Consider the following 24680-nt stretch of genomic DNA (forward strand, 5'->3'; position numbering starts at 1 on the left):
CGGCGCGCTACCGACCACGGGTTACGGCACCATCGCGGGGAACACGCCCCCGAGCCCGTACGCCGCACCGAGCACCACGACCACCACGGCGAGCACCGCACCGTCGAGCCGCCGCGGTCCGCGGTCGGGCCGGGCGACCACCCCCAGGCCGCCCCGGGAGGTGATGGCATCGGCCAACTCCCCCGCCCGGCGGCACGACTGGACGGTGGCCAGCAGGAGCAGTTCCAGGATCGCCTCGATCGTGAGGCCGCGCGGTGTGCCGTTGCGGCGCAGCGGCCGTCGCTGCCGCGCGAGGCCCCACATGGTGCGCACCTCGGCGAGCGCGAGCGGCGCCAACCGGATGGCGAGGGCGAGCGCCGAGGCGAAGGCCACGCCGCGCGAGCCCAGTGCGCCGAGGCGGTTGAGGCAGGTCTGGAGGAAGCCCGGGACGTCGCCGAGCGGCGTGGTCCAACAGAACAGCAGGGCCGCGAACAGCGAGACCATCACCGAGACCAGGCCGCGGAAGAAGACGTCCACACCCGAGAGATTGATCTCCATCCCGAACAGCGATCCCGTGGTCGCTCCGCTGCCGAGGCCGGTGAGCACGAGGCTGACCAGACCGAACAGCAGGAAGAAGGGCGGCAACTTCGGCACCGCCCGCCAGGGCGCGCCGGCCAGCAGGAACCAGCCGAAGACCAGCAGCGCGGAGGCGCCGATGGTCCACCAGTCGGTGCGCACCGCCATCACGGCGCCCATCGCGAGGAGCGCGACCAGCTTGGTGCCGGCCCACACCTCACGGGCGGTGTTCGCCTGCGGCAGTGGCCGTCCCACCACATCGCCGAACTGCGGCAGATGCGCCCGCGCCCGGCCGGGCCGGGGTTCCTCGGTGGACGCGGTCACGTGATGCACATCGTCGACCACACCGCGCAGCGGCTCCATATCGTGCGTGACGATCACCAGCGTGGTGCCCGACGCCTTCGCCGCCGCGAGCGCCGCCGTCATCCGCACGGTGGCATCGTCGTCGAGGCCGGCCAGCGGCTCGTCCAGCACCAGGACGCGGGGCTTCGATGCGAGCAGCCCGGCCAGCACCACGCGCCGCTGCTCGCCGCCGGACAGCTCGTCGGCGCGGCGCTCGGCGAACTCGTCCGGGTCCAGCCCCACCAGCGCCAGCGCGGACCGCACTCCGCGTTCGTCGGCACCGGAGGCGTCCTCCACATCGTCGAAGACGGTGTCGCGCAGCACCTGCAGGCGCGCGTGTTGCACGCCGATCACCACCTGGCCGCGGCCGTTGACCACGGGCCGACCGTCGACGGTGACGGTGCCCGCAGTGGGTTCCAGGAGCCCGCCGATGAGCCACGCCAGCGTGGACTTGCCGGCGCCGTTGTCGCCGGTGATCGCCAGCGCGGTACCGCCCGGCACGGTGAGATCGAGATCGGTGAGAACCGGCCGGTCCCACGGGGTCCCACCGTCGCGGATGAGCGAGACACCCCGCAGTTCCACGGTGCCGCGGGCACGGGAACGTGCCGATCCGGCGCGCACGGTCCGGGTGGACGCGGCGGCGTCGGTGCGCGGCGGACCCAGCCGCACCTCCCGGTCGGCCGCGGCGGCCTCGGACTCGTGATGAGTCACGTGCACCACGGTGGTTCCCGACGCCGCGACGTCCCGCATGAGGCCGAGCACCGAGGTGCGGCCCTCGGCGTCGAGCATCGCGGTGGACTCGTCGCTGATCAGCAGGCCCGGGTCGCGGGCGAGCGCCGCGGACACGGCGAGCCGCTGCAACTGACCGCCGGACAGTGTGGCGGTCTCGCGTTCGGCCATCCCGCCGAGCCCGACGCGGTCCAGCAGCGCCTCCACATCGGTGCCCTCCGGGAGATCGCGGCCGAATCGCACATCGTCGCCCACGCGCACGCCGAGCACCTGGGATTCCGGGCGCTGGAAGACCACCGCCGTGCCGCCCGGGTCGCCGAGCCCCGGATCGCCCGGCCGCTCGACGGTGCCCGAGGTGGGCTCGGCGCCGGCCAGGATGCGGGTCAGCGTCGACTTACCGGTGCCGTTGCGGCCCGTGACGGCGAGGAACTCCCCCGGTTCGACGGTGAGCTCGGGAACGGCGAGCGCCGTGCGGTCGCCGTACCGCACGGTGACGTCCTGCATCCGGATCGGCACCGGTCCCACGGTGCGATCACCCGCATCGTCGTCCACCAGATCGGCGAGATGCCCGGTGGCGCGCGGCAGTACCCGATCGGCCCGCGTGAGGAGCGCACCGAAGATGACCCGGGCGAACCAGACCACCACGAGCACGGCGACGATCAGCACGGCCGGCACCGTGAGCACCCACCACCGCAGCGCCCACTCCCACAGCGCCACCATCGCGTCGCCGAGGAAGCCGAGGTGGATGTTGCGCAGGATCCGCGCGAAGCCGGTGATGGTGGAGCCGGTGATCTTGAAGATCAGATCCCGCGCACCGGGGAAGATCACGAGCAGCAGGACCGCGAACATCGACGACGGGATCGCCAGCAGCGGCAGCGAATTGAGCACCAGCCGCCCCGTCGACCAGCCGCGCCGGATGGACGCACCCAGGAGCAATCCCACCAGGCCCGTCTCGATGGTGAGCGCCACCGGGGCGATGCCGCCGAGCAGGAAGGCCATCGACACCCCCACCACCAGCGCGAGCGCGCAGGTACGGAGGGTGTGCCGCAGGCCCACCACGCCGAACGGTAGGCAGGCCGCGAAGGCGAGACCCACCAGCAGCGGGAAGACCTGGGAGATCAGGACGAGTGCCGCCGCCACATCCGCGAGCGCGGCCGCCTCGGTGATCTGCCGTGCGCCGAGCCGCGGACGGGTGCGGCGCACGGCGGTGTCGGTGCAGCCGGTCAGCGCGGCGCCACGTACACGACGACGGTGTTGCCGCTCATCAGCTCGTCACCGCTGACGGGCGTGCCGCGGACACCGCCGACGGTGACCGAGTAGGTGCGGCTGGTGGACGAGTCCACAGTCGAGAGGTTGAACGGCACCTGGCAGCGGCCCTGCTTGAGCGTGCCCGGGCCGAGCTGGGCGTCGAACTGGGTGTCGCCGTCCTGGAAGGTGATCGTGCCGCCCTCCTCGACCCCGCTCGCGACACCCTCGCCGGAGCAGCCGCGCTGGGTGGCCGAGAACTGCGACGGATCGAGAACGACCACGCCCTTCGCGGTGAACGCGGAGGACACCGATCCGATGCCCACGGCGAACAGCGAGGCCACGCCGAGGATCACCAGGGCGATCACGGTGACGGCCACGACCCAGCCACGGTTGCCCGGCCCGAGCCGGCGCCACGGCTGCTGAGCGCCGGGGGGCTGCGCGGTGGGCAGGCCGGCACGCCAGTCGTGGCCCGGGGTGCCCTGCGGAACCGAAGGGATCGGGCTCGGCTGCGACTGCGTCTCCGACTCGGTGGTCTCGGGGGTGGTCATTTCGCGCTCCTTGCCGGGAAGTACTTGAGGACGCCTTCTTGGGTGGTGCTGGCTACCAGTACACCCTCACGATCGAAGAATTGCCCGTTGGACATGCCGCGGCCGCCGTCGGCCACCGTCGAATGCGAGGCGTACAGGTTGTACTCGTCGAACCGCACCCGGCGGTGGAACCACAGCGACTGGTTCAGGGTGACCGCCATGATCCGGTCGAAACCCCAGGACAGGCCGTGCCGGGTGATGATCGAGTCGAGGATGGTGGTGTCCGAGGCGTACGCCAGGGCGGCGTCGTGGATCACCCGATCGTCGGGCAGATCACCCGCCGCGCGGATCCACACCCGGTTGTCCTCCTGAACTAGTCCCTTGCCCTTGGCGATCCAGGCGGGATCGTTGGTGAACCGCATGTCCATGGGCTGCGGGGCCTCGACGAACATCGTGACGACGTCCTCGTAGCCCTTGAGCGTGTCCTGGATGTTCGGCAGCCCCTCGGGCGCGGGCACCTGCGGCGCCGGGTCGCCGTGCACCAGCGGATTGCGGGCATCGGTCTGGTACGCGAGCTGCATCAGCGCCAGCACCGTGCCGTTCTGCTCCACGGACACCATCCGGTTGGCCACGTTGCGGGTATCGCGCAGCCGGGTCACCCGGTACTCGATGTCCTGGGTGACGTCGCCGCCGTTGATGAAGTGCGTGTGGGCGGCGTGCAGGAACAGCGAGTCCCGGGATCCGGGCACCGTGGCGCCGGACGCGACGATCGCCTGCGACAGGATCTGCCCGCCGAAGGTGCGCGGCGCCACCTTCACCGGGTGCCGCCCGGCGAAGGTGTCGTCGCCGAGATCGGCCAGTTCCAGGGTGCCCAGGAACGCGTCGAAGTCGGTGAGCGTGTCGGTCATACAGTTGAGCGTACTGGTCGTGGTTAGTGGTCGTCCTCGCCGATCCGGTGCACCTGGATCAGGTTGGTCGAGCCGATGGTCCCGGGGGGCGCACCGGCCACGATCACGACCTGGTCGCCCTTGGAGTAGCGGCCGATGCCCTCCAGCGACTGGTCCACCTGGTGGATCATCGCGTCGGTGCTGTCGGCGCCCGCGACCAAGAAGGTCTCCGTGCCCCAGGACAGCGCGAGCTGGCTGCGCACCTCGGGCAACGGGGTGAAGGCCAACAGCGGCAGCCGGGTGTGCAGCCGCGCGAGGCGGCGCACGGTGTCGCCCGACTGGGTGAAGGCGACGAGGGCCTTGGCATTGAGCCGCTCGCCGATGTCACGGGCCGCGTAGGAGATGATGCCGCGCTTGGTGCGGGGCACGTGGTTGAGCGGCGGCACCGACGGTCCGCCCTCCTCCACCGCGCGCACGATGCGAGCCATGGTCTGCACCGTCTCGATCGGGTACTTGCCCACGGACACCTCGCCGGAGAGCATCACGGCATCGGCACCGTCGAGCACCGCGTTGGCCACATCGGAGGCCTCGGCGCGGGTGGGGCGGCTGTTCTCGATCATCGACTCGAGCATCTGCGTGGCCACGATCACCGGCTTGGCGTTCTCCCGGGCGATCTGGATGGCCCGCTTCTGCACCAGCGGCACCTCCTCCAGCGGAAGCTCCACGCCCAGGTCGCCACGGGCGACCATCACCGCGTCGAAGGCGAGGATCACGGCCTCGAGGTTCTCGATGGCCTCGGGCTTCTCCAGCTTGGCGATCACGGGCACGCGGCGGTTCACCCGGTCCATCACGGCGTGCACGCGCTCGATGTCGGCCGGCGAGCGGACGAAGGAGAGCGCGATGAAATCGACGCCCAGCTGCAGCGCGAACTCGAGGTCCTCGATGTCCTTCTCGCTGAGCGCGGGCACCGAGACGTTCATGCCGGGCAGCGAGACGCCCTTGTTGTTCGACACGGGGCCGCCCTCGGTGACCTCGCAGACCACGTCGTTGCCCTCGACGGTGACGACCTTCAGGCCCACCTTGCCGTCGTCGACCAGCAGCCGATCGCCCGGGCGGGCGTCCTGCGCCAGTTCCTTGTAGGTGGTCGACACGCGGTCGTGCGTGCCCACCACGTCGTCGACGGTGATCCGGACCGTCTCGCCGGTCTCCCAGACGGTGCGGCCGTCGCCGGCGAACCGGCCCAGGCGGATCTTCGGCCCCTGGAGGTCGGCGAGGATGCCGACGGCGCGGCCGGTGGAATCGGAGGCGGCACGCACGCGGTTGTAGTTCACCTCGTGGTCGGCGTGTTCGCCGTGGCTGAAGTTGAGCCGCGCGACGTCCATGCCCTCCGTGACGAGAGCAAGGACCTTCTCATCGGTGGCGACGGCGGGTCCGAGGGTGCAGACGATCTTGGTTCGACGAGTCACTACAGACACTTTAGTCCTCCGATTTCCGCTCGACGGGTTCACTGGTTAACCCGTCAGTAGAAATCTCCGCAACGTTCACTCCGGGATCATCCGGAGAATCCTCCGCGCCGTCCACCACGGCCTTGTCCGGCTCGGTGCCGCTCGCGGAATCAGCCGCCTCACCAGCGGTGACCGCCGCCTCGGTGGCGGTCTCGGGGCCGTCGACGAAGACCGAGTCCTCCCGGCCCTTCGGGGCCGTCACGAAGTAGGCGATGGCGCACGCGAAGACGATGGCCGCGGTGAAGACGTTGATCCGGATGCCGAAGATCTGCGTGGCGTGATCGTCGCGCATCATCTCGATGAAGAAGCGGCCCAGGCAGTACCCGGCCACGTACAGGGCGAACAGGCGCCCGTGGCCGATCCGGTACCGCCGATCGACGATCACGAGGAAGGCCGCCACCAACAGGTTCCAGATCAGCTCGTACAGGAAGGTGGGCTGGACGACGGCGAGCACGATGCCGTCGCTGCGGCCGTCGAGCACATCGGGCCCGCGGTCACCCACGTCGTTGACCCGCTCGAAGATCTCCAGGCCCCACGGCAGGTTCGTCGGTGCGCCGTAGAGCTCCTGGTTGAACCAGTTGCCGAGGCGACCGATGGCCTGCGCCACGATGATCGCCGGCGCGATGGCGTCGCCGAAGGGGCCGAGTTTGATCCCCATCTGCCTGCAGCCGATCCAGGCGCCGACGCCGCCGAGGGCCACCGCGCCCCAGATGCCGAGGCCGCCGTCCCAGATCCGGAACACCGCCCAGAAGCCCCGGCCGTTGGGACCGAAGTACGTCGAGAAGTCGGTGATCACGTGGTAGAGCCGACCGCCGATCAGGCCGAAGGGCACGGCCCAGACGGCCACGTCGACCACCTGGCCGGGCTTGCCGCCGCGCGCCACCCACCGCCGGTCGCCCCACCAACAGGCCACGATGATGCCGGCGATGATGCACAGTGCGTAGGCGCGGATGGGGACGGGCCCCAGGTGCCATACGCCCTGCGCCGGGCTGGGGATGCTCGCGAGAATCACACTGGACACCCTACTGACCGGCCGGTCACGGCGTCACTGTGCGCGCAGCGCTTCCCACAGGGTGGCCCACGGCTGAGTGCGGCCGGTGTACAGCTGGGCGACCGGATCGCCCTCGGCGCCGGGTGGTTGCACGGCCCGACGGTGCGTGAACGCCCCGTCGAGCACGGAGGACGGGTCGCCGATCCACAGCACGGCAGCGGTGTCGTCGGCCGGGCGCCCGAAGTAGTAGTACGCGCGATGGCCGCTGTAGGCGCGGGGCAGCCCGGCATCGCGTCCGTAGAAGTCGACCGCCGCGGCGAACGGGTAACTCTCCGCGACGATCGCGAGGTTCTGCCGCTCCTGCGGGGACAGGCTGCGATAGGCGTCGATCACGGTGTGGCCGAGGTCCTGGAGCATCGTGTCACCGTCGATCACCATGCTCGCCGGGGCGCGGAAGGGGGCGGCGGGGAGCCGCTGCGCCACCTGCTGCGGCCACACCGGTGAGGACCACACCCAGGACGCGGCCGAGGCGATCAGCACGAGCGCCGCGACCGCGGAGGTCACTCGGCGGCGCACCGTCCGTCCGGCGATCCGGTTCGCGGCCCACCGCTGTACCGCGACCGCACCGGCCGCCATCGGCAGTGCGTACACCGAGGCCAGGTAGTAGGCGCGGCCGTGGGTGAGCACGATCGCGGCCACCACCAGCACCACCGCCACGCCGAGGTAGCGGTACCGCCCCGATCGAAGGAGCGAGACCACGCCGGCCAGCAGCAGCGGCAGTCCGATCAGCAGGCCGGCGCCGAACAATCCCACCAGGGCGAAACCCGCGCCGCCGGGCCATTCGGCGCGGACCACGGCGCCCATCCGGGTGTACGCCCAGTCGTGCCCCGCCTGCCACCACAGCGTGGGCACGACGGCGACCACGGCGATCGCCGCTCCTCCCCAGAGCGCGGGCCGGGTGAGCAGGCGCCGTGGGCCACAGGCCAGCGCCCCGACCGCGACCGCGATCCACAGCGCGGGCACCAGGAACTTGGTGAGCAGCGACAGCGCGGTCACCGCACCGGCGAGCAGCAGCAACCGATCGTCGCGGGTACGGGTCCAGCGCACCAGCAGGTAGAACAGGATCGTCCACCACAGCGGGTCGAGCGAATAGGTGGCCAGCCAATGCCCCACGGAGCTCACGAGCGACATCGCGACCGCGGCGGCGGCGAACACCTGGGCCCACCCGCGGCCGCCGAGTTCGCGGGCGATCAGGCCGGAGAGCAGCGTGATCGCGGTGACCGCGAGGGTGGCGGGCAGACGGAGCACCACGAGGTTCCCGTGGGCCAGCGAGTCGAGCGCGCCCGCGAGCAGCGGGACCAGGGGCGGCTGGTCGAAGTAGCCGGCGGCGGGGTGGTCGCGGCCGGCCACCACGAAGTAGGCCTCATCGAAGAAGTAGCCGTAGTTGCGACTGCCGATCACCATCACCGCGAACACGGCGACGGTGACCACGGCCAGTGGGGTGCGGGCGACGGCGGGCGGATTCATGTCACTCAGCGTTTCCCGGCGGCGGTCCGGCCGGTAGCGCCGGAGGTCGGCGGTAGGACCGACGAAAGTAGGTGCCGCGGGCCCGTGCCGGCTCCCTACGATGGGCACATGTCCTCGTCCGCCTCGCGCCTGACGCACGGGATCCTGTTGGCGACCACCGCGGTCGGCACCACGGCGTTCGTGTGGGTGCTGTTCCCGCAGCTGCGGGGCGCGGGACTGTGGCTGGGAGTCGCCGCCATGCTGGCGGCCTCGGCGGTCACCGGCGCCGTGCGGCCCCCGTACGCCGCGCCGGTCGCGGCCGCGACCGCCTGCTATCTGGTGCTCGGGCCGTGGACGGAGGCGACGGCGAGCGGCGCCGCCGTGTGGGTGGCGGTGGCGGTCTCGCTGCTGTCGGCCGCTGCGGCGCAGTCCGTGGTGGACCGGCGCGAGGCGGCACTCGCCTTCGCGCCGTTCGCGGCCTTCGCGGTGGCGGTCGCCTTCTCGTCGCAGTCCCTGCTCGGAGCGCTGGGTGCGCTCGCCCCGGTGCTGGGCGGCACGACCGCCGGTCTGTGGGTGCGGCTGCGGACGGCGCAGCGGGAGCGCCGGGCGCTGGCGGTACGGCAGGCCCGCGCCGATGAGCGGCTCGCGCTCGCCGCGCAGCTCCACGATCTGGCGACGGCTCGGCTGACCCGGATCGTGCTCGCGGCGCGTGCCGCGCAGACACCGGGGATCGAGGCGGATGCGCAGGCCGCACTGGCCGATCTGCGCCGGGTGGTCGTGGGCCTGCAGACCTCCGATGCACCCGCCGCATCGCTGGCCGTCGAGGGCGTCACGGAGGCGGGGGAACTCGACGATGCGATCTCCGAGGCCGTGCGCCGCGCCCGCGAGGCGGGCCAGCGGGTCGATCTGACGGGTGCGGTCGCGACCACGCTCCCCCGTGCGACGGCCGACTGCCTGACGCGGGTGCTCGAGGAGGGGCTGGCGAATGCCCGCAAGCACGCCGCGGGCGCGCCGGTCGAGGTCGAGGTGAGCGATCACGGTGTCCGCGTGCGCAACCCCGCCGCCGCGGCCGATGCACCGCTCGCCGCCACCGGCAGCGGCACCGGCCTGCGCGGGCTCGCCGCGCGGACCGCGCTGGTGGGCGGCACGCTAGTGCACGGCCGCTCACCCGACGGTGGCTGGACCCTGACGGCCGAGTTCCCGGTGCCGGCCCGATGACGGTGCGCGTGCTGGTGGCGGACGACGATCCGATCGTGCGCGAGTACCTGCGGTCAGTGCTGTCCGCGGAGCCGGACCTGGAGGTGGTGGCCGCGGTGGCCGACGGCGCGGCGGCGGTGGAGGCGGGGATCGCGCAGTCGCCGCAGGTGGCGCTGCTGGACGTGCGAATGCCTGGTGTCGACGGCATCGTGGCCACCCGCGCACTGCGGGAGTTGGATCCGCCGGTCGCGGTGGTGCTGATCACCACGCTGGACACCGACGCCGTGCTGGTGGACGGATTGGCCGCGGGCGCCGCGGGATTCGTGGTCAAGACCGCCGAGCCCGCACTGCTGGCGTCCGCGGTGCGGACGGCTGCGGCGGGCGGTTCCCTGCTCTCCCCCGATGCGCTGGCCCGGCTGGTGCGCCTGGCGGACGACCGGCCGCGGCGCGATCCCCGACTCGACGCCCTGGGCGCGCGAGAGCGGGATGTCTTGCGGGAGTTGGCTCGCGGAGCCTCGAACGCCGAGATCGCGGCCGGCCTGTTCTTGGCGGAATCCACGGTGAAGGGCTATGTCTCGGCGCTGATGACGCGGTTGGACTGTGCGAACCGGACCCAGCTCGCGCTGCTGGGGGCGACGCTGTGACCGATCTCGTGGTGCTCGGCCTCGGCCCGGCGGGAAGGGCGGTGGCGCACCGTGCGGCCGCGGCGGGGATGACGGTGCGCGCCTACGATCCCGCACCGGATGCCCGGTGGCGCCGCACGTTCGGGATGTGGTCGGACGAGGCGCCCCGGTGGTTACCGGACGCGGTGATCGCCGCGCGCTCGTACCCCGCGGTGGTCGCGGGTTCGCGCCGGGAACTGGGCCGGGAGTACGCGGTTGTCGACACCGATCGGCTGCAGGACGCGTTACCGCTCGACGATGTGCGAGTGCACGCCGAGCCGGCCGACCGTCGCGGGCACGGCGGCGCCTTCGTGGTGGACGCACGCGGCCCCGGTCCCGGCGCGGACGGTCCGCGGCAGACGGCCGCGGGTGTTCTGGTGCCCGCGGGCGAGTACGACGAGGTGTGGATGGACTGGCGGCCGGCGCCGGGCGTCGGCGCGCGTGAGCCGGCGTCGTTCCTGTACGCGGTGCGGGTGACGCCCGATGCGGTGCTGGTGGAGGAGACCTGCCTGGCCGGTGCGCCCGCGCTCACCGTCGACGCGCTGGAGGCGCGGTTGCGCGCCCGGCTCGCCGAGCGCGGACTCGCCGCGGCGGACGTGCACGAGCGGGTGGACTTCCCGCTCCTGGAGCGGGGGCCGCGCCGCGGATCGTCGTGGTGCGGCGTCGGGGTGCGGGGTACCACGCTGCACCCGGCCACGGGCTACTCGGTGGCGGCCTCGCTGGCCTTCGCGGACGATGCGGTCGAGGCCGTAGCGTCGGGACGCTCCCCTGTGGGGGTCTCGGACCTGGCCGCGCACCGCCTGCGTGCGGCGGCGCTCGGAGCGCTGCTCGGGATGCGGCCCGCGGAGCAGCGGGCGTTCTTCGAGGTCTTCTTCGGGCTGCCGGACCGGCACGTGCGGGCATTCCTGTCCGCACGTTCGGGACCGGCCGCGACCGCCGCTGCCATGGGGGCGGCGTTCGCGGCGGCGCCGTGGAATCTACGACGGCGCCTGGCCGGGGCGATTACTCCGCGGGCGTATCCGACGCGCCGCTGAAGTCCGCCTGCTCGATGTCGAGCGCCTTCGCCTGGGCGATGAGGTCCTCGAGGGCGGCGGGCGGGAGCGCGCCGGCCTCGTTGTAGACGAGGTTGCCCTTCTTGAAGACCATCAGGGTGGGGATGGAGCGGATGTTCGCGGCGGCGGCGAGGCCCTGCTCCGCCTCGGTGTCGACCTTCGCAAAAACCACATCGGGGTGGGTCTCGGATGCCTTCTCAAAGGTGGGCGCGAAGGCGCGGCAGGGGCCGCACCACGAGGCCCAGAAGTCAACGAGCACGATGTCGTTGCCGGTCACGGTCTGGTCGAACTGCTCTGCAGTCAATTCTGTGGTCGCCATGACCCCTCCAACAAATTTTCCGACTGCATGATTCCCATTCGCTGAATTGTCGCCGAAGATCGCTATCCTCTAGTCGTGCGCGCATCCGCGGGCATCGATGTACACCAAGTACAACTAAGGGGATTTACATGACCGACGTGCTTCGCGCAGGTAACCAGCTCGGCCTCGGGGAGACCCTGGACTCCCTCAACGGCGGCTACACGCTGACCCTGCAGAGCGATGGCAACCTCGTGCTCACCGAGGGCGCCGGCACCGTGGTGTGGGCCAGCGGGACCGACGGCAAGGGCGTCGAGCGGGCCAACTTCCAGACCGACGGTAACTTCGTGCTCTACAACGGTGCCGGCGAGGGCGTCTGGTCCACCCAGACCGAGGGCTCCGGCGCCGACCGTCTCGTCCTGCAGGACGACCGCAACCTCGTGGTGTACGCGGGCGACGCCGACAAGTGGGCCTCCAACACCGCCACCGACCAGCCGGCGCCGGCTCGCCAGGCCGCTCCGGAGCCCGAGCCCGTCGCCGCCGAGGCGCCGGCCCCGGCCGCTCCCCCGGCCCCGCGCACCCACACCGTCGCCTCGGGCGACACCCTGTGGGCCATCGCCGAGCAGTACCTGGGCGACGGCAACCGCTACACCGAGATCGCGCAGATCAACGGCATCGCGAACCCGGATCTGATCAACGTGGGCCAGGTCATCACCATTCCCTGATCGCCCCTGATCGTGCGTTGACGACAACGGCCGGCCTTCGAGTCTCGAAGGCCGGCCGTTCCGTTGCCGCTCAGGCGCCGTAGCTGCGCGGGTGCGCGCCGAGCGAGGCCGAGATGACGGCGAGCGGCGTGCTGGCGAGGCGCAGGTTGTGCCGCTCCTGGGGTGTCATGGTCCAGCGGGCGTGGACGCGACGTGCGAATGCGAACATGATGGTTTCACCTTTCGTGAAGACCCCGCGGACGCATCAACTGCACGAGCGATGCGTGGTGGGGTGGAACAGGATTCGATGGACCGGGCGTTGCCCCGGTCTGGAATACGGACTATCGCCGGACGGCATCCGTCCTCACCTCCTTCGTCGCATCGTCGATGTGCTGCGCCCGCACCTGCGACGACGAAGAAGCCGAGAACCCGTCGACGGCGCGTCGACCGGTCTCGCACCCCTCTCGTCGGGCTTCGGCACTGCGCGACGTGATCCCGTGTCCGGGAAGCCACTTCGGATCAACCCTTAATCCGGGAAGATCTGTCCTAACCCTGGGCGTCTCTCGACGTCGTCGGATCAGTGGCCTGTGTTCGCGCAGGAGCCTCACCTAGCGAGGTACTGACTGAATCCAGTATCACCGCGGACCATCGACCGATGCAACCGTTTTCGCGTCAAGAAAACGTCATCGTCGCGCTACCGGCACTCCATCTGCCGTTCACTCGCCGCGCAGCAACCCCTTGGCGACATGGGTCACCTGGATCTCGTTGCTGCCGGCGTAGATCATCAGCGATTTCGCATCACGAGCGAGCTGCTCGACCCGGTACTCGGCCATGTAGCCGTTGCCGCCGAAGAGCTGCACCGCCTCCATCGCCACCTCCGTGGCCGCGCGGGAACTGTAGAGCTTCATGGCCGACGCCTGCGCCAGCGTGGGCGGTTTGCCCGCGCGGGACGCCTCGATCGCGGTGAACAGCATGTTCTGCACGTTGATCCGCGCGATCTCCATCTCGGCCAGCTTGAGCTGGATCAGCTGGAACGTGCCGATCTCCTGCCCCCACAGCGTGCGGGTGCGGGCGTAGTCGATGGACAGCCGCTGCGCCTCGTTGATGATGCCCAGGCTGAGCGCGGCGATGCCGATCCGTTCGGCGGTGAAGCCCGCCTTGGCGGACGCGCCGCCACCGCCGGGCGTCTCCTCGGTCTCGCCGAGCAGGCGGTCGGGCCCGAGCTTGACCCGGTCGAAGAACAGCTCGCCGGTGGGCGAGCTCATCATGCCCATCTTCTTGAAGGCCTTGCCCTGGGTGAGCCCCTCCATACCCGCGTCCAGCACGAAGGTGAGCACCTTGCGGTCGCGGATCGGCGTACCGTCGCCCTCGTCCAGCTTGGCGAAGACCACGATCGTGTCGGCGTGCGGACCGTTGGTGATGAAGGTCTTCTGCCCGGACAGGATGTAGCCGCCCTCGCCGTCACGGCGCACCGTGGTCTTCATACCGCCCAGCGCATCGGAGCCGCTGTCCGGTTCGGTGATCGCCCAGGCACCCACCTTCTCCATCGTGACCAGCTCGGGGAGCCAACGCTTCTTCTGCGCGAGCGTGCCGCGGGACTTGATGGTCGAGACGGTGAGCCCCATGCTCACGCCCATCGATCCGATCAGCCCCAGGCTGACCCCGGCCATCTCCACGTTGAGGATGAGGAACATCGACGAGCTCAGCGTGCTGGAGCCGCCCGCCTTGGGCTTCTCCCCCGCCTCCTCGGCGGCCAGTTCCGCCTCGAGGTTCTCCCGATTGACCTGATCGATACCGAAGGTCTTGAGCATCTTGCGGGTGATGTCGTACGGCGGCAGCGCCCCGGTCTCGAGCTCGTCGACGTGCGGGCGCACCTCCTTATCGATGAACGCGCGCAAGGCGTCCCGCACCATCAGGTCTTCCTCGGACCACTCGAACATCGGCAACCCCTTCGGTGAAACGTGTTCTATTTCTCCCCAGTGTGGCACATCACGCGACGGGCCATGACAGACAACCACCCGCGAACCTCGCCAGGTGCACCAATTTCGAAATCTCACACTTTTGCGACCACCACTAATATATAGTAAGCTAAACGAGGCACTGAAGAAGGGGATCGAGGATGCCGTTCGCGAATGGTTTGGCAGATGCAATGGACCTGTCCGCCTTCTGCGAGAAGCAAGAATCTAGTCGATTGTTGCCTCACATAGTCCGCAAACTTATTCAATCCTCCCCCTCCTTAGCAGAGTACGACTTTCCGGCTGGGAGATCTGTATGGAGGAGCGGCTACGACGGTATCGTCTCTTCTGAGGCATCGACGCCATTCATCCCCGCTGGACGCTCTGTATGGGAAGTTTCGAATAGACGCCCGCCCCATAAGAACGCGAACAACGAATATCGAAAGCGAACCAAAAACCCAGGATCGCTACAACCAGAGTCGACCACGTTCGTCTACGTTACCATGCGAAACTGGGCAAAAAAGCGCGAATGGAAGGCAGAGAAGCAAGGCGAAGGTGTTTGGCGCGATGTTTACGCCTACGATGCCAGCGACATCGAGGCCTGGCTCGAAACTCATCCAGAGATACATGAATGGACCTCAATTCAGATTGGCTTGACGCCAACCGTTCCCCATAGTTCGGAACCAGTTCCATTCCAACTGGCGGCGGATACCGACAACTTCGTCGGCCGAGAATCCGAGATCGAAACCATTTCAAGAGTTCGCCCTGGGGGCGTTGCCATAATTTCTGGCCCGCCAGGAGTGGGGAAGACGTCCCTGGCTCGCCAGGTGGCACGCTCTTACCGAAACCTAACGCCTGCTGGCACCATTCTCGTGAATCTCCAAGGAACGACTTCCCCGGTCACCCCAGAGCAGGCCATCACGACGATCCTAAGTTCCCTCGGGCTCGCCGGAGGTAACTCTACCGAATTCGACCTAGAGTCTGCGATCACAAAGTATCGATCCCTAATGGCCGACCGTCGAGTAACATTAGTTCTCGATAATGCCGCCAATGAACCTCAAGTCAGACCGCTAATCACCAGCGCTAAAGGTTCAATCACTATCATTACTAGCCGATCTAGGCTGAGCGGCCTCGACCGCAATACCTCTATTCATTTAGATCCGCTAAGCGACAGTGAATCCATCGAATTGTTACGCAAGGAGATGCCAAACCGTTGCGACACGACTGCTACCGAAACAGCAGCGTTGAGGAAAATTGCTTTTCATTGCGGAAGGCTCCCACTTGCGCTAAAGATCATCGGACGTAAGGCCGATCAAACGTCGAAATGGCCGCTGAACCACATCGCTAATCAGCTGTCATCAGAAAGTACCCGCCTCGATCAACTGAGTATCGGTGACGTTGCCGTGAGAGCGACCTTTTCTTTGAGTTACAGAAGGAGCCCTAAGCGTGTTCAATCGGCTTTTAGGAGCCTCTCCCTGATTCCCGGTTCTACGTTCGACGAGTTCCTTGCATCTGCCGCCCTGAACACGAGCCCAGCAAAAGCGGCGTCGACAATCGCAGAACTCCTCGAACTGGGGCTCGTGGAGCCGTCTCGGACACCGGGTCGCTACCAGTACCATGACCTACTGCGTCTTTTCGGCCAAGAAAAGTCACAAGATAACAAGTGGATGCACGAATCAGAGCAGTCGTCGAAGCGTGTCGCGAGATACCTCCACCGCAGCCTGGTCGATGCAATGCTGACCTTCGATCCGAAGTCGCGAGAACCTATGGACGAGCAGCTCATTCGCGCAGCAATGAATGGAGACCTGCTTCGTTGGCTAGACGGCGCATTCGAGAACATCGACGGACTTCTGCGCGCCTCCTCTCTGCGACGCGACCACAATGCCGCGCTCGCGATTGCAATACCGCTTGGAATATATCTGGAAACTCGGGCGAATTGGAAGTCGCTGCGCGACGTCGCAACCCGTGGCGCAATCGAGATCAATAGAGTCCGCAGCAAAGGGACAGGCGCCGAGCCTGTCATTACCGAGGTAGAGACATCAATCCTTCTCCAAATCGCGAAAGCTGAGCATGGCCTCCGCGATTTTGATGCGGCATCAAAATTGATCAAACAAGCTGAGACACTTTGCGTTGAAAAGAGATCACTACAGTTTGCAGAGATTCTCAATATGAAGGGAAACGTAGAGCGATCTCTTCATTCTTACAAGGAAGCAATCACATCATTCAAGCAGTCTGGTGCGCTCGCGAAGGATCTGGGTGCAATATCGCTCGAACGAATGGCCGACCACAACATAGGCGCAACCCTAAGCGAACTAGGTCGAAACGAAGAAGCCATTCCATACTTGGAAAGAGACCTTGTGTCATGCCGAGATCGAGGCGACCTATTGGGTGTTGCCCACACGCTTAATACCTTGGGTAATACCTATTGTGCATGCGGTGACTACGATGAAGCGATCAAAGTCATCACGGAGTCAATAGACATATATCGAAGACTCGATGACCGAGTGCACGAGAGTTTCGCCCTTAACGATCTTGGTCTGGTGCTGAGACACACGGGCAACCTCGACGAGGCGTACCGCTGTCACTTTGCCGACTGGGAATTTTGTGTTGAGAGCGCCGATAATTACGGCGCAGGGAAGGCCCTTATCCGCATGTCGGAGATCCTAGGCGAATTGGGTCCCGGATACCACGAAATCGCTCAAGCATACCTCAGACTCGGGCGTGCGTCGATCAATCCCGAGGCTGAGCCAGATGCTATCGGTTCGCTGCATTTGACTACATCAGCATTAAGTCAGTCCATCGGAGACAACGAAATCGCTCGAAGATCTCTTGAGATTGCGTACAAATACTACCTGGATATTGGCAACGTGGCGTGGCTTCACGCGACAGCAACCAAGCAAGCCAAACACATGCTAGACCTGAAATTGCCCGCAGAGGCCAAACGATACCTTGAACAATTTATCGAGGATGCTAGCCGCCTGGGCGAGACTCAATCGCATAACGTGACAGAGGCAAAGGAACTCCTAGGCATGATCATCGAAAAAGCCCCAAGATAGTTAGAATTGAATCGCAACTGAATTTCGGTCAGGGGCGTCCGGCTGTTTCGCAGATTTGCTGTGGCGCATTGGCATTTGGCCGCCACAACCCCGAGTAACAAGCCGCGACCACCTGGATTGCGCGGCGTGAACTCAGCCTGCGAGGAAGCCCGGGCTCATCCCGACTCCCAAGCCCCAATACCATCGGTTGGCGCCACTCCATTCCTCTGACTAAGGTCAGAGGAATGAAGGAACAGGTCGCCGGGCTCCGGCGGTTCAATCGGGCGGTCACCCAGCGACTCGGCGTGCTGCAGGACCGCTATTTGGCACAGGATCGGCCACTGGGGCAGGCGCGGCTGCTCTGGGAGATCGGTCGTGCCGACGGTGTGGACGTCCGCGACCTGCGCACCCGTCTCGATCTCGACTCGGGGTATCTCAGCCGGCTCCTGCGCGCCCTCGAATCCGACGGCCTGATCACCGTGACCAACGACGACGGCGACGGGCGGGTGCGCACCGCCCGGGTGACCGAGCGCGGTGCGGCCGAGTACCTCGAACTGGAGGCGCGCTCGGAGGACGCCGCCCGCGGACTGCTGGCTCCGCTCAGCGCAGGACAACGGACCCGGTTGATCGCAGCCATGGCGGAGGTGGAGCGCCTACTCCTGGCGTCCCAGGTGCGCATCGACGAGGCCGATGCCGCCACTGCCCCGGCTCAATTCGCCGCCCGGCAGTACTACACCGAGCTCGGCGAGCGACTGCGGGACGGCTTCGACCCGACCGTCGGCGGCGCCATCCGCGACGCGGCGATCACACCGCCCGCCGGACTGCTCCTGGTGGCCACGCTGCACGGCGAGACCGTCGGCTGCGGCGCGCTCACCTTCCAGGAGAACGGTTTCGCGGAGGTCAAACGCGTGTGGGCCGCCCCGACGGTGCGCGGCATGGGCCTGGGTCGGCGGATCATGGCCGAGCTGGAGTCACGCGCCCGCGACGCCGGTGTGCGCACCGTGCGGCTCGACACCAACGCCGGGCTCACCGAGGCGATCGCGCTGTACCGCGCGCTGGGGTACCGGGAGGTGGAGCGGTACAACGACAATCCGTACGCGCACCACTGGTTCGCGAAGGACCTGTGATCCCGTGCGGGACCGAGACCGTGGAACCTAGACAGTGAAACCGAGGGCGCGCAGTTGCTCGCGGCCGTCGTCGGTGATCTTGTCCGGGCCCCACGGCGGCATCCAGACCCAGTTGATCTTGGCGTCGGTGGCCAGGCCGGACGAGACCAGCGCGGCGCGGGTCTGGTCTTCGATGACGTCCGTGAGCGGGCAGGCCGCCGAGGTCAGCGTCATATCGATGATGACCGACGCATCGTCGTCGACCCGCAGGTCGTAGACCAGTCCGAGGTCGACCACGTTGATGCCCAGCTCGGGATCGACCACATCGCGCATGGCCTCCTCGACATCGTCGAGGGTCGGCAGGTTCAGCGGGTTGTCGGTACCCGGGCCGACCGCGGCGGGCGCAGCAGTCTCGGGCGCTGCCGACGCAGCGGTCTCGGGCGCCGTCGTCTCGGGTGCGGTGTTCTCGGTCATGCCGACTTCTCCTCGGAGTCGATGATCTGCGCGGTGGCGTCCTTGAAGGCCATCCAGCCGAGCAGTGCGCACTTCACGCGCGCGGGATATTTCGACACACCGACGAAGGCGATGCCGTCGCCGATCAGATCCTCGTCGCCCTCGATCTGGCCGCGGGACTGGAGCATCTCGGTGTACGACTGCACCATCTTCAGGGCCTCGCCCACCGACTGGCCGATCACCTGATCGGTGAGCACGGAGGTGGACGCCTGCGAGATCGAGCAGCCCTGGCCGTCGTACGAGACGTCGAGCACGGTCTCGCGGTCGTCGGAGAGCTGAACCCGCAGCGTCACTTCGTCGCCGCAGGTCGGGTTCACGTGGTGCACCTCGGCACCGAAGGGCTCGCGGAGACCGCGATGGTGCGGGTGTTTGTAGTGGTCCAGGATCACGTCCTGGTACATCTGCTCCATCCGCATCAGATCACCCCGAAGAACTTCTGCGCCTTGACGATGGCCTCGGCGAGCACATCGACATCATCGACGGTGTTGTACACGGCGAACGAGGCACGAGCGGTGGCGGCCACGCCGAACCGGCGGTGCAGCGGCCACGCGCAGTGGTGTCCCACGCGGATCGCGACGCCCTCGTCGTCGAGCACCTGGCCGAGATCGTGGGCGTGGATCCCGTCGACCACGAAGGAGACGGCACTGCCGCGGTCGTGGTTGTCGGTGGGGCCGATGATCCGCAGGCCGTCGATCGCATCGAGACGATCGAGCGCCGCATCCACCAGCGCGTGCTCGTGCGCGGCCACCTGCGGCATGCCCAGGGCGCCGAGGTACTTCACCGCGGCCCCCAGGCCCACGGCCTGGGAGGTCATCGGCACGCCGGCCTCGAACCGCTGCGGCGGAGCCGCGTAGGTGGAGCCCTCCATGGTGACGGTCTCGATCATCGAGCCACCGGTGATGAACGGCGGGAGCTGCGCGAGGATGTCGCGCTTGCCGTACAACACGCCCACACCGGAGGGGCCGTACATCTTGTGGCCGGAGAAGGCCGCGAAGTCCACATCGAGCGCCGCGAAATCGACCGGCGTGTGCGGAACCGACTGGCAGGCGTCGAGGACGACCAGCGCACCCACCGCGCGGGCGCGGGCCACCAGCTCCGGGACCGGGGCGATCGCGCCGGTCACGTTGGAGGCGTGGGTGAACGCGACGATCTTCACCGAGGAGTCGAGCTCCAGCGAATCGAGATCGATCCGGCCGTCGTCGGTGACGCCGTACCACTTGAGCGTGGCACCAGTGCGGCGGCAGAGTTCCTGCCAGGGCACGAGATTCGCGTGATGTTCCAGCTCGGTGACCACCACGGTGTCGCCCTCGCGCAGGCGGTGCCCGCCGAGCACGCCGGCCGCGCGATCGTCGCCGAGGGTGTAGGCCACCAGGTTCAGCGATTCGGTCGCGTTCTTGGTGAAGACCAGCTCGTCGGGCGAGACCCGCACGAAGTCCGCGATCGCGGCCCGAGCGTCCTCGTAGGCGTCGGTGGCCTCCTCGGCGAGCTGATGCGCGCCGCGGTGGACCGCCGCGTTACGGGTGGTGAGGAAGTCCCACTCGGCGTCGAGCACCTGCCGGGGCCGCTGCGACGTGGCGCCGGAATCGAGATAGACCAGCGGCTTGTCGTCGCGGACCGTGCGGGACAGGATCGGGAAATCCGCCCGCACCGCCGTGACGTCGAAAGTCGCGGTGGCCGTCATGCTCCCACGGCCTGGGTGAACCGCACGTAGCCGTTCTCCTCCAGCTCGTCGGCCAGCTCCGGGCCGCCCGACTCCACGATGCGGCCGTTCACGAAGACGTGCACGTACTGCGGGTGGATGTAGCGCAGGATGCGGGTGTAGTGCGTGATGAGCAGGACGCCGCCGTTCTCCCGCTCGGCGTAGCGGTTGACGCCCTCGGAGACCACGCGCAGCGCGTCCACGTCGAGGCCGGAGTCGGTCTCGTCGAGGATGGCGAACTTCGGCTTGATCAGGCCCAGCTGCAGGATCTCGTGGCGCTTCTTCTCGCCGCCCGAGAAGCCCTCGTTCACGGAGCGCTCACCGAACTGGGAATCGATCTCCAGCTCGCTCATCGCCTCCTTGACCTCCTTGACCCAGTGCCGCAGCTTGGGGGCCTCGCCGCGGACCGCGGTGGCGGCCGAGCGCAGGAAGTTCGACATCGAGACGCCGGGCACCTCGACGGGGTACTGCATCGCCAGGAACAGGCCGGCGCGGGCGCGCTCGTCGACCGACATCGCGAGCACGTCCTCGCCGTCGAGCGTGATGCTGCCCTGGGTGACCTGGTACTTGGGATGGCCGGCGATGGCGTAGCTCAGCGTGGACTTGCCGGAACCGTTGGGGCCCATGATGGCGTGGGTCTCACCCGAGTTGATGGTGAGGTTCACGCCCTTGAGGATCTCGATCGGCTCGGCGTTCTCGTCCGACTGCACCACGTTGACGTGCAGATCGCGGATTTCCAGAGTAGACACAGTGATTCCTTCGTACGTATCAGACGCCGGCGGTGGCGAGTTCGTTTTCGATGGCCGCGGCGAGACGCTCGCGCAGCTCGGGGACGGAGATCCTGTCGATCAGCTCCTGGAAGAAGCCGCGCACCACCAGGCGGCGGGCCTCGGCCTCTTCGATACCGCGCGAACGCAGGTAGAACAGCTGCTCATCGTCGAAGCGGCCGGTGGCGCTGGCATGGCCGGCGCCCTCGATCTCGCCGGTCTCGATCTCCAGGTTCGGCACCGAATCGGCGCGCGCACCGTCGGTGAGGACCAGGTTGCGGTTCAGCTCGAAGGTGTCGGTGCCCTCGGCCGCGGCACGGATCAGCACATCGCCCACCCAGACGGTGTGCGCATCGGGCAGCTTCGAGGCCGGATCGCCCTGCAGCGCGCCCTTGTAGATCACGTTCGACTTGCAGTTCGGCACCGAGTGATCCACCAGCAGGCGCTGCTCGAGGTGCTGGCCGGCGTCGGCGAAGTACAGGCCGAACAGCTCCGCGTTACCGCCGGGGCCGTCGAACTGCACGCGCGGGGTCATCCGGACCAGCTCGCCGCCGAGCTGCACCGCGAAGTGCCGCACGTGGGCGTCGCGCCCCAGGCGCACATGGTGCTGGGTGACCCACACCGCATCGTCGGCGAAGTCCTGCGCGTCGATGATCTGCAGCGACGCACCGTCGCCCAGGATCACCTCGACGTTCTCGGCGGCAGTGCCCGAGCCCGTGTGGTCGAGCACGACCACGGCCCGCGAGTGCCGCTCCAGGCGCACCTGGATGTGCGAGAACGCGGTCTTGCCCTCACCGGGGCCGGCGAGGCGCACGATGATCGGCTCGGCGACCTCCGCCTCCTTGGCGATGGTGAGCACAGTGGCCTCGGTCATCGAGGTGAAGGCCTGCGCGGCAACACGATCGAAGGGCACGCCGGCCTCACCGAGGCGGGGATCACCCTTGGCCACGGTCTCGACGGTGAGCCCCTCGGGCACCGCGTCGACGGACACCGTGACGGCACCGTCGGCCTGCGCGGAACCGTCGTGCAGCCCGCGCAGACGACGCAGCGGGGTGAAGCGCCAGGCCTCGTCCCGATGGCTGGGCACCTCGAAGGCGTCCGCGTCGAACGAGGTGAACAGCTCGCCCTTGTTGGCGACGGGATGCGCCTCGACGGCTTCGTTGAGCTGGGAACTCACTAGCCCACCGACCCTTCCATCTGCAGTTCGATCAGTCGGTTCAGCTCGAGGGCGTACTCCATCGGCAGCTCCTTGGCGATGGGCTCGACGAAGCCGCGCACCACCATGGCCATGGCCTCGTCCTCGGTGAGGCCGCGGCTCATCAGGTAGAAGAGCTGATCGTCGGAGACCTTCGAGACGGTGGCCTCGTGGCCCATGGTCACGTCGTCCTCGCGGATGTCGACGTACGGGTAGGTGTCCGAGCGGGAGATCGTATCCACCAGCAGCGCATCGCACTTCACCGTGGAACGGCTGCCGTGCGCGCCCTTGTTGATCTGGATCAGGCCGCGGTAGCTGGCCCGGCCACCGCCACGCGCCACGGACTTGCTGACGATGTTGCTCGAGGTGTTCGGCGCGAAGTGCACCATCTTCGAGCCGGTGTCCTGGTGCTGGCCCTCGCCGGCGAAGGCCACGGAGAGCACCTCGCCCTTGGCGTGCTCGCCCATCATCCACACGGCCGGGTACTTCATGGTGACCTTGGAACCGATGTTGCCGTCGATCCACTCCATGGTGGCGCCGGCCTCGGCCTTGGCGCGCTTGGTGACCAGGTTGTAGACGTTGTTCGACCAGTTCTGGATCGTGGTGTAGCGGCAGCGGCCGCCCTTCTTGACGATGATCTCGACCACCGCGGAGTGCAGCGAGTCCGACTTGTAGATCGGCGCGGTGCAGCCCTCGACGTAGTGCACGTAGGCGTCCTCGTCGACGATGATCAGGGTGCGCTCGAACTGGCCCATGTTCTCGGTGTTGATCCGGAAGTAGGCCTGCAGCGGGATGTCCACGTGGACGCCCTTGGGCACGTAGATGAACGAGCCACCCGACCACACGGCGGTGTTCAGCGCGGAGAACTTGTTGTCGCCCGCGGGGATCACCGAGCCGAAGTACTCCTCGAAGAGCTCCGGGTGCTCACGCAGACCGGTGTCGGTGTCCATAAAGATGACACCCTTCTCCTCCAGGTCCTCGCGGATGGAGTGGTACACCACCTCGGACTCGTACTGGGCGGCCACACCGGCCACGAGGCGCTGCTTCTCCGCCTCGGGGATGCCCAGCTTGTCGTAGGTGTTCTTGATGTCCTCGGGCAGGTCTTCCCAGCTCTCGGCCTGCTTCTCCGAGGAGCGCACGAAGTACTTGATGTTGTCGAAGTCGATGCCGTCGAGGTTGCTGCCCCACGAGGGCATGGGCTTCTTCTCGAAGATGCTCAGGGCCTTGAGGCGCTGCTGGAGCATCCACTCGGACTCGTTCTTCTTGGCCGAGATGTCCGTGACCACGGCCTCGGAGAGTCCGCGCTGGGCCGACGCGCCGGCGGCGTCGGAGTCGTGCCAGCCGTAGCCGTAGGTGCCCAGGGAGGCGATCGTCTCCTCCTGGGACAGCGGGCCGTTGTCGACCGTTGTCATCGAAGCTCCTTAGCGGGTGTTGCTCTTCGGTCCCACGTGCTCGAGGGGCACATGGGTCGTGCAAGCGCGGTCACCGTTGGCGATGGTGGCCAAACGCTGTACATGAGTTCCCAACGCCTGTTCGATCGCCGAAATTTCGGCCTCGCACAGTTCGGGGAACTCGGCTGCGACCTCCGACACCGGGCAGTGGTGTTGGCAGATCTGGACGCCGCTGCCCACTTCGCGGGCGTCGGCGGAGAATCCGGCGTCCGAGAGGGCCGCCGCGATCCTACGGGCACCGTCGACCGGGTCCGCGGACTCGGTCGGGCTGACGGTTGCGGTGCTGATGGCCTGTTCGGCCCGACGGCGCGCGAAGGCACGCACCGCCTCATCGCCGCCGACCTCGCGCAGCGCGCGGAGTGCGTCGACCGCCAGGGCGTCGTAACCCTGACCGAGGCGACGCCGCCCGGACTGCGTGAGCAGGAACTCCTTGGCCGGGCGACCGCGCCCGCGCCCTCCGAGTCCCGACGGTGGCGCCACCGTCACGTCGCCCGCCTCGAGCAGATTGTCGAGGTGACGCCGCACGGCGGTGGTCGTGATCCCCAGGGCCTCGCCGATATCGGCCGCGGTGGCCTGGCCCCGGTTCATGAGCAGCGCGACCACGGCGTCGCGGGTGTCCCCGTCACGCGTGGTGATCTCCTGCTCGTATTTCACAACACGATTGTTTCTTAAATCGGACGGGCTTTCCAGCAAGGCCAGGCTAAGCTTCAAGTTCCGAAGGCCCTGCGCACCGCGCGATGGCGCGACCGAGCCGGTGTG

At 67.8% G+C, this 24680-nt stretch carries 22 protein-coding genes and 1 riboswitch; of the genes, 6 read left to right on the forward strand and 16 right to left on the reverse strand.

Annotation, left to right across the window (positions count from 1 at the left end):
- Positions 1-21: 21 nt before the first annotated feature.
- The 6 genes from TTY48_RS00580 to TTY48_RS00605 are packed head-to-tail and all read right to left on the reverse strand — an operon-like array spanning position 22 to position 8311.
- The gene (locus TTY48_RS00580) at positions 22-2829 is read right to left on the reverse strand and encodes a DUF2232 domain-containing protein (RefSeq protein ID WP_220655660.1); all 2808 of its coding nucleotides are present in this window, start codon (positions 2827-2829) and stop codon (positions 22-24) included.
- Between the two features lie 20 nt (positions 2830-2849).
- Positions 2850-3422: a hypothetical protein gene (locus tag TTY48_RS00585; RefSeq protein ID WP_220655661.1), complete on the reverse strand. Its 573-nt coding sequence runs from the start codon at positions 3420-3422 to the stop codon at positions 2850-2852.
- Positions 3419-4309, reverse strand: coding sequence for an acyl-CoA thioesterase II (locus tag TTY48_RS00590; RefSeq protein WP_220655662.1), 891 nt, complete (start codon positions 4307-4309; stop codon positions 3419-3421). Before TTY48_RS00590 ends, TTY48_RS00585 begins: the two co-directional genes overlap by 4 nt.
- Positions 4310-4332: 23 nt before the next feature.
- A complete protein-coding gene (pyk, locus tag TTY48_RS00595) occupies positions 4333-5754 on the reverse strand; it encodes a pyruvate kinase (RefSeq protein WP_220655663.1) in 1422 nt (473 codons plus the stop codon).
- A 10-nt stretch (positions 5755-5764) separates the two neighbouring features.
- Positions 5765-6805: a prolipoprotein diacylglyceryl transferase gene (gene lgt / locus TTY48_RS00600; protein ID WP_220655664.1), complete on the reverse strand. Its 1041-nt coding sequence runs from the start codon at positions 6803-6805 to the stop codon at positions 5765-5767.
- A gap of 33 nt (positions 6806-6838) precedes the next feature.
- A complete protein-coding gene (locus TTY48_RS00605) occupies positions 6839-8311 on the reverse strand; it encodes a glycosyltransferase family 39 protein (protein WP_220655665.1) in 1473 nt (490 codons plus the stop codon).
- Between the two features lie 108 nt (positions 8312-8419).
- Here TTY48_RS00605 and TTY48_RS00610 point away from each other — a divergent pair, with 108 nt between their 5' ends.
- From TTY48_RS00610 to TTY48_RS00620, 3 genes are read left to right on the forward strand one after another with little or no spacing between them, the layout of a single operon-like run.
- A complete protein-coding gene (locus TTY48_RS00610; RefSeq protein ID WP_220655666.1) occupies positions 8420-9508 on the forward strand; it encodes a sensor histidine kinase in 1089 nt (362 codons plus the stop codon).
- Entirely contained in the window at positions 9505-10131 is a 627-nt protein-coding gene (locus TTY48_RS00615) for a response regulator transcription factor (protein WP_220655667.1), read from the forward strand. Before TTY48_RS00610 ends, TTY48_RS00615 begins: the two co-directional genes overlap by 4 nt.
- Positions 10128-11183, forward strand: a complete 1056-nt coding sequence (locus TTY48_RS00620) for a lycopene cyclase family protein (RefSeq protein ID WP_220655668.1) — start codon at positions 10128-10130, stop codon at positions 11181-11183. Before TTY48_RS00615 ends, TTY48_RS00620 begins: the two co-directional genes overlap by 4 nt.
- Here TTY48_RS00620 and trxA read toward each other — a convergent pair.
- On the reverse strand, positions 11152-11520 hold the full coding sequence (gene trxA / locus TTY48_RS00625; protein ID WP_220655669.1) for a thioredoxin: 369 nt from the start codon (positions 11518-11520) through the stop codon (positions 11152-11154). The genes TTY48_RS00620 and trxA overlap by 32 nt on opposite strands.
- Before the next feature lie 128 nt (positions 11521-11648).
- On the opposite strand from trxA, the gene TTY48_RS00630 reads away from it, so the two are divergent.
- Positions 11649-12221, forward strand: coding sequence for a LysM peptidoglycan-binding domain-containing protein (locus TTY48_RS00630; protein ID WP_220655670.1), 573 nt, complete (start codon positions 11649-11651; stop codon positions 12219-12221).
- Positions 12222-12291: 70 nt separating this feature from the next.
- On the opposite strand, the gene TTY48_RS00635 is transcribed toward TTY48_RS00630, so the two are convergent.
- Both TTY48_RS00635 and TTY48_RS00640 read right to left on the reverse strand, forming a co-directional pair.
- Complete coding sequence (locus TTY48_RS00635) at positions 12292-12429, reverse strand: hypothetical protein (protein ID WP_220655671.1); 138 nt, start codon at positions 12427-12429, stop codon at positions 12292-12294.
- 223 nt (positions 12430-12652) lie between these two features.
- Positions 12653-12823: riboswitch (M-box (ykoK) riboswitch) on the reverse strand.
- Between the two features lie 93 nt (positions 12824-12916).
- Positions 12917-14140 (reverse strand): acyl-CoA dehydrogenase family protein, encoded by a 1224-nt coding sequence (locus TTY48_RS00640; protein WP_220655672.1) that lies wholly within the window; start codon positions 14138-14140, stop codon positions 12917-12919.
- Positions 14141-14658: 518 nt separating this feature from the next.
- On the opposite strand from TTY48_RS00640, the gene TTY48_RS00645 reads away from it, so the two are divergent.
- Both TTY48_RS00645 and TTY48_RS00650 read left to right on the forward strand, forming a co-directional pair.
- Positions 14659-17211: a tetratricopeptide repeat protein gene (locus tag TTY48_RS00645; protein WP_220655673.1), complete on the forward strand. Its 2553-nt coding sequence runs from the start codon at positions 14659-14661 to the stop codon at positions 17209-17211.
- Between the two features lie 224 nt (positions 17212-17435).
- On the forward strand, positions 17436-18317 hold the full coding sequence (locus TTY48_RS00650) for a helix-turn-helix domain-containing GNAT family N-acetyltransferase (RefSeq protein ID WP_220655674.1): 882 nt from the start codon (positions 17436-17438) through the stop codon (positions 18315-18317).
- A gap of 27 nt (positions 18318-18344) precedes the next feature.
- On the opposite strand, the gene TTY48_RS00655 is transcribed toward TTY48_RS00650, so the two are convergent.
- Genes TTY48_RS00655 through TTY48_RS00685 form a run of 7 tightly spaced genes read right to left on the reverse strand, consistent with a single transcriptional unit; the run spans position 18345 to position 24575 of the window.
- Entirely contained in the window at positions 18345-18770 is a 426-nt protein-coding gene (locus tag TTY48_RS00655; RefSeq protein ID WP_220655675.1) for a metal-sulfur cluster assembly factor, read from the reverse strand.
- Positions 18767-19225, reverse strand: a complete 459-nt coding sequence (gene sufU, locus TTY48_RS00660; protein WP_220655676.1) for a Fe-S cluster assembly sulfur transfer protein SufU — start codon at positions 19223-19225, stop codon at positions 18767-18769. Before sufU ends, TTY48_RS00655 begins: the two co-directional genes overlap by 4 nt.
- Positions 19225-20490: a cysteine desulfurase gene (locus tag TTY48_RS00665; protein ID WP_220655677.1), complete on the reverse strand. Its 1266-nt coding sequence runs from the start codon at positions 20488-20490 to the stop codon at positions 19225-19227. The genes sufU and TTY48_RS00665 overlap by 1 nt, the downstream gene beginning before the upstream one ends.
- Positions 20487-21257, reverse strand: coding sequence for a Fe-S cluster assembly ATPase SufC (gene sufC / locus TTY48_RS00670; protein ID WP_220655678.1), 771 nt, complete (start codon positions 21255-21257; stop codon positions 20487-20489). The genes TTY48_RS00665 and sufC overlap by 4 nt, the downstream gene beginning before the upstream one ends.
- A 19-nt stretch (positions 21258-21276) precedes the next feature.
- Positions 21277-22452 (reverse strand): Fe-S cluster assembly protein SufD, encoded by a 1176-nt coding sequence (gene sufD, locus TTY48_RS00675; RefSeq protein ID WP_220655679.1) that lies wholly within the window; start codon positions 22450-22452, stop codon positions 21277-21279.
- Complete coding sequence (gene sufB, locus TTY48_RS00680; protein WP_220655680.1) at positions 22452-23882, reverse strand: Fe-S cluster assembly protein SufB; 1431 nt, start codon at positions 23880-23882, stop codon at positions 22452-22454. Before sufB ends, sufD begins: the two co-directional genes overlap by 1 nt.
- 9 nt (positions 23883-23891) lie before the next feature.
- Positions 23892-24575 carry a metalloregulator ArsR/SmtB family transcription factor gene (locus tag TTY48_RS00685; RefSeq protein ID WP_255585445.1) on the reverse strand — a complete coding sequence of 228 codons (684 nt, stop codon included), beginning with the start codon at positions 24573-24575 and terminating at the stop codon, positions 23892-23894.
- Between the last annotated feature and the right edge of the window lie 105 nt (positions 24576-24680).

This window comes from Tsukamurella sp. TY48 (assembly GCF_019656655.1).
Lineage (GTDB): Bacteria > Actinomycetota > Actinomycetes > Mycobacteriales > Mycobacteriaceae > Tsukamurella > Tsukamurella strandjordii.

What these genes read in the sequence shown, in the direction of transcription:
- TTY48_RS00585 (WP_220655661.1), bottom strand. Translation starts at nt 3,422, where the DNA reads ATGACCACCCCCGAGACCACCGAGTCGGAGACGCAGTCGCAGCCGAGC.
- TTY48_RS00590 (WP_220655662.1), bottom strand. Translation starts at nt 4,309, where the DNA reads ATGACCGACACGCTCACCGACTTCGACGCGTTCCTGGGCACCCTGGAA.
- TTY48_RS00605 (WP_220655665.1), bottom strand. Translation starts at nt 8,311, where the DNA reads ATGAATCCGCCCGCCGTCGCCCGCACCCCACTGGCCGTGGTCACCGTC.
- TTY48_RS00610 (WP_220655666.1), top strand. Translation starts at nt 8,420, where the DNA reads ATGTCCTCGTCCGCCTCGCGCCTGACGCACGGGATCCTGTTGGCGACC.
- TTY48_RS00615 (WP_220655667.1), top strand. Translation starts at nt 9,505, where the DNA reads ATGACGGTGCGCGTGCTGGTGGCGGACGACGATCCGATCGTGCGCGAG.
- trxA (WP_220655669.1), bottom strand. Translation starts at nt 11,520, where the DNA reads ATGGCGACCACAGAATTGACTGCAGAGCAGTTCGACCAGACCGTGACC.
- TTY48_RS00630 (WP_220655670.1), top strand. Translation starts at nt 11,649, where the DNA reads ATGACCGACGTGCTTCGCGCAGGTAACCAGCTCGGCCTCGGGGAGACC.
- TTY48_RS00635 (WP_220655671.1), bottom strand. Translation starts at nt 12,429, where the DNA reads ATGTTCGCATTCGCACGTCGCGTCCACGCCCGCTGGACCATGACACCC.
- TTY48_RS00640 (WP_220655672.1), bottom strand. Translation starts at nt 14,140, where the DNA reads ATGTTCGAGTGGTCCGAGGAAGACCTGATGGTGCGGGACGCCTTGCGC.
- TTY48_RS00645 (WP_220655673.1), top strand. Translation starts at nt 14,659, where the DNA reads ATGCGAAACTGGGCAAAAAAGCGCGAATGGAAGGCAGAGAAGCAAGGC.
- TTY48_RS00650 (WP_220655674.1), top strand. Translation starts at nt 17,436, where the DNA reads ATGAAGGAACAGGTCGCCGGGCTCCGGCGGTTCAATCGGGCGGTCACC.
- TTY48_RS00655 (WP_220655675.1), bottom strand. Translation starts at nt 18,770, where the DNA reads ATGACCGAGAACACCGCACCCGAGACGACGGCGCCCGAGACCGCTGCG.
- sufU (WP_220655676.1), bottom strand. Translation starts at nt 19,225, where the DNA reads ATGCGGATGGAGCAGATGTACCAGGACGTGATCCTGGACCACTACAAA.
- TTY48_RS00665 (WP_220655677.1), bottom strand. Translation starts at nt 20,490, where the DNA reads ATGACGGCCACCGCGACTTTCGACGTCACGGCGGTGCGGGCGGATTTC.
- sufB (WP_220655680.1), bottom strand. Translation starts at nt 23,882, where the DNA reads ATGACAACGGTCGACAACGGCCCGCTGTCCCAGGAGGAGACGATCGCC.